Source organism: Cupriavidus phytohabitans (assembly GCF_000426345.1).
GTDB lineage: Bacteria > Pseudomonadota > Gammaproteobacteria > Burkholderiales > Burkholderiaceae > Cupriavidus.
Map to the genome: position 1 here is coordinate 1 of NZ_AUFE01000180.1, position 3,239 is coordinate 3,239.

The window sequence follows — 3,239 nt, forward strand, 5'->3', positions numbered from 1 at the left end:
TCACTTAACCTCAACCTCTCGAACCGCCCGGTGCGGACCCGCATGCCGGGTGGTGTGGCAGGGGCGCAGCCAGTGCGGCTGCCCCCTATGCCGATCCCGCGCCCGGCGTCGCTATTGCGTCGCCACCGTGCTGGCTGGTTGCAGCCGCGCCTGCTCCAGCCTCTGCCGCAGCGTGGCCATCACTGCGGCGGTCGCCTGTTCGCCCGCGAGCACCGCGCGGTTGCGGGCGTTGAAGTCACTGCCTCCCATGTCGGGCAGTTCGGGGCGGATCACCACGTCGGCGCGCGACAGCGCCATCTTGTTGATCGACTGGCCCATGATCGCGGTGGTCTGCAGCAGTACGCCGCTCTGGCCGGCGTTCTTCTGTGCCGACGGGTCGGCGGAGATATTTACCGCGATGACGAAGTCGGCGCCCATGGCGCGCGCCGAGTCGACCGGCACCGGCTCGACCAGTCCGCCGTCGACGTAGTCATGCCCCTGGATCGACACCGGCTGGAACACGCCTGGCACGCTGCTCGATGCTCGCACCGCCTGCCCGGTATTGCCGCGGCGGAACAGGATCTTTTCGCCGGTCTTCAGGTCGGTGGCGACGATGCCCAGCGGCAGTTTCATCGCTTCGATCGGCCGGTTCTGCACCTGGCGGTTGACGTAGTTCTGCAGCGCCTCGCCCTTGAGCCAGCCGCCGAAACGGGTGCCGAAGGGCAGGGCCCAGTCGGCGATCGACGCCTCGTCCATGGTCAGCGCCAGCTTGTTCAGCTTGAAGCCGTCCAGGCCGCTCGCGTACAGCGCGGCCACAACCGCGCCGGCGCTGGTGCCGGTCACCAGGTCGGCATGGATCCCCTGCGCCTCGAGCGCCTTGATCACACCGATATGGGCAAAGCCGCGCGCGGCGCCGCCGCCAAGCGCCAGGCCGATCCTGACCGGGCGCGGAGTGGGCGGGGTGGTGGGCGCGGTTGCCACCGGCGGCGCAGTGCGCGGGCCGAATGCGCAGCCTGCCAGCAGGGCGGCCGCGGAGAGGCCAAGGAAATGACGTCGTTGCATGAAGCGGATCAGTAAATCAGGTGTGGCCTGCCGGTAATGGGGGTGACATATGACGTAAGCGCTGCTTTGTGCGGCTTGGCGTCGGCTCGCCCGGCGACCGGCACGATCTCAGACCGGCGCAAGCATAAATGATTCCGCGCACGCCCGGCGCCATGCCGAGGGCGGCGGAACGTGCTTGTATAATGCAAAGCCTGCATATACCAGCCCGCGCGCGCCGCTGCGCGCGGGCTTTTGTTTCTGCCCCTGACCATGACCCAACGCGTCCGCACCCGCTTTGCGCCGAGCCCGACCGGCTTCATCCACCTCGGCAACATCCGCTCCGCGCTCTATCCCTGGGCCTTCGCCCGCCGCATGAAGGGCGACTTCATCCTGCGCATCGAAGACACCGACGTCGAGCGTTCGTCGCAGGAAGCGGTCGACGTGATCCTGGAAAGCATGGCCTGGCTGGACATGGACATCGACGAAGGCCCGTTCTACCAGATGCAGCGCATGGACCGCTATCGCGAGGTCGTGGCGCAGATGGTCGATGCCGGCCTGGCCTACCGATGCTACATGAGCACCGCGGAACTCGACGCACTGCGCGAGGCCCAGCGCGAGCGCGGCGAGAAGCCTCGCTACAACGGCTTCTGGCGCCCGGAAGAGGGCAAGGTCCTGCCCGAGCCGCCCGCCGGCGTGGATCCGGTGATCCGTTTCAGGAACCCGATCGGCGGCAGCGTGGTGTGGGACGACGCGGTCAAGGGCCGCATCGAGATTTCCAACGACGAACTCGATGACCTGGTGATCGCGCGCCCGGACGGCACGCCCACGTACAATTTCTGCGTGGTGGTGGACGACCTCGACATGAAGATCACGCACGTGATCCGCGGCGACGACCACGTCAACAACACCCCGCGCCAGATCAACATCATCCGCGCGCTCGGTGGCACCGCGCCGGTCTACGCGCACCTGCCGACCGTGCTGAACGAGCAGGGCGAGAAGATGAGCAAGCGCCACGGTGCCATGGCCGTGACCGGCTACCGCGACGAAGGCTACCTGCCCGAAGCCGTGCTGAACTACCTGGCCCGACTGGGCTGGGCCCACGGCGATGCCGAGATTTTCTCGCGCGAGCAGTTCGTCGAGTGGTTTGACCTGGAACACCTGGGCAAGTCGCCGGCGCAGTACAACCCGGAAAAGCTGGCCTGGCTGAATAACCACTACATCAAGGTCGGCGATAACCAGCGCCTGGCCGAATTGACACGGCCGTTTATCGAAGCGCTGGGTGGCAAGGTGGAAGGTGCCGATCTGGTCGGCGTGGTGGCCCTGGTGAAGGATCGCGCCAACACGCTGAAGGAAGTCGCACAGGCCGCGCTGCTGTTCTATCGGGGCGAGCCGCAGGCGGATGCCGCGCTCAAGGCCGAGCACCTGACGCCGGAGATCCAGCCCGCGCTGGCCGCGCTGTCCAGCCAGCTGGCCGCGCTGCCGGAGTGGAAGCGTGAAGCCATCAGCGCGACGTTCAAGGCGGTGCTGGCCGAGTTCGGCCTGAAGATGCCCAAGCTGGCCATGCCGGTGCGCCTGCTGGTGGCGGGCCAGCTGCAAACGCCGAGCATTGACGCGGTGCTGGAGCTGTTCGGTCGCGACACGGTGCTGCGCCGCCTGGGCGCCGGTATCGCCGCGTAAAAAATCTCGCAAAAGTCCGTGCCGGGGGCTTGCGCTCCGGGCCGGAGTTGCTCATAATCTCGTTCTCCCTGCAGCGCGGTCGCCGACCAAGCGGGCTGACGGATCCGCAAGGATCTTCGTGATCTCCAGGCTTCTTAGAAAGCAAAGAGAAAAGCGAAAAAGTTAAAATGGGAGCTTGCAAAGATTAGTGGTTGATATATAATCTTGGCTTCGCTTGAAACGGTAGTTAAATCAAGCGAAAATAACGCAAGTTGCAGTAAGTTAGCGGTACTATGGGGCTATAGCTCAGCTGGGAGAGCGCTTGCATGGCATGCAAGAGGTCAGCGGTTCGATCCCGCTTAGCTCCACCAAGGATTCGGGAGGCGTCAAAAAAAGATGCTTCCCAAGCGTGAAAAGGTCTGTTAGAATGGCGGACTTTCCAGCGCAAGACAGAAAACGCGTTGCAAAACAAGTTTCTGTCCCCTTCGTCTAGAGGCCTAGGACATCACCCTTTCACGGTGAGTACAGGGGTTCGAATCCCCTAGGGGACGCCAAAACAGCCG

2 protein-coding genes and 2 tRNA genes are annotated in these 3,239 nt (G+C 64.7%); 3 read left to right on the plus strand and 1 reads right to left on the minus strand.

Annotated elements, in window-relative coordinates:
- Nucleotides 1–111: 111 nt before the first annotated feature.
- Nucleotides 112–1,041 (minus strand): patatin-like phospholipase family protein, encoded by a 930-nt coding sequence (locus tag K309_RS0134320; protein WP_029050401.1) that lies wholly within the window; start codon nt 1,039–1,041, stop codon nt 112–114.
- Nucleotides 1,042–1,290: 249 nt separating this feature from the next.
- Here K309_RS0134320 and gltX point away from each other — a divergent pair, with 249 nt between their 5' ends.
- The 3 genes from gltX (at nt 1,291) to K309_RS0134335 (ending at nt 3,230) form a co-directional block, all read left to right on the plus strand.
- Nucleotides 1,291–2,697, plus strand: coding sequence for a glutamate--tRNA ligase (gene gltX / locus K309_RS0134325; RefSeq protein WP_029050402.1), 1,407 nt, complete (start codon nt 1,291–1,293; stop codon nt 2,695–2,697).
- A gap of 274 nt (nt 2,698–2,971) precedes the next feature.
- Nucleotides 2,972–3,047, plus strand: a tRNA-Ala gene (locus K309_RS0134330).
- A 107-nt stretch (nt 3,048–3,154) separates the two neighbouring features.
- A tRNA-Glu gene (locus tag K309_RS0134335) sits at nt 3,155–3,230 on the plus strand.
- Nucleotides 3,231–3,239 lie beyond the last annotated feature (9 nt).

What these genes read in the sequence shown, in the direction of transcription:
- gltX (WP_029050402.1), top strand. Translation starts at nt 1,291, where the DNA reads ATGACCCAACGCGTCCGCACCCGCTTTGCGCCGAGCCCGACCGGCTTC.
- K309_RS0134320 (WP_029050401.1), bottom strand. Translation starts at nt 1,041, where the DNA reads ATGCAACGACGTCATTTCCTTGGCCTCTCCGCGGCCGCCCTGCTGGCA.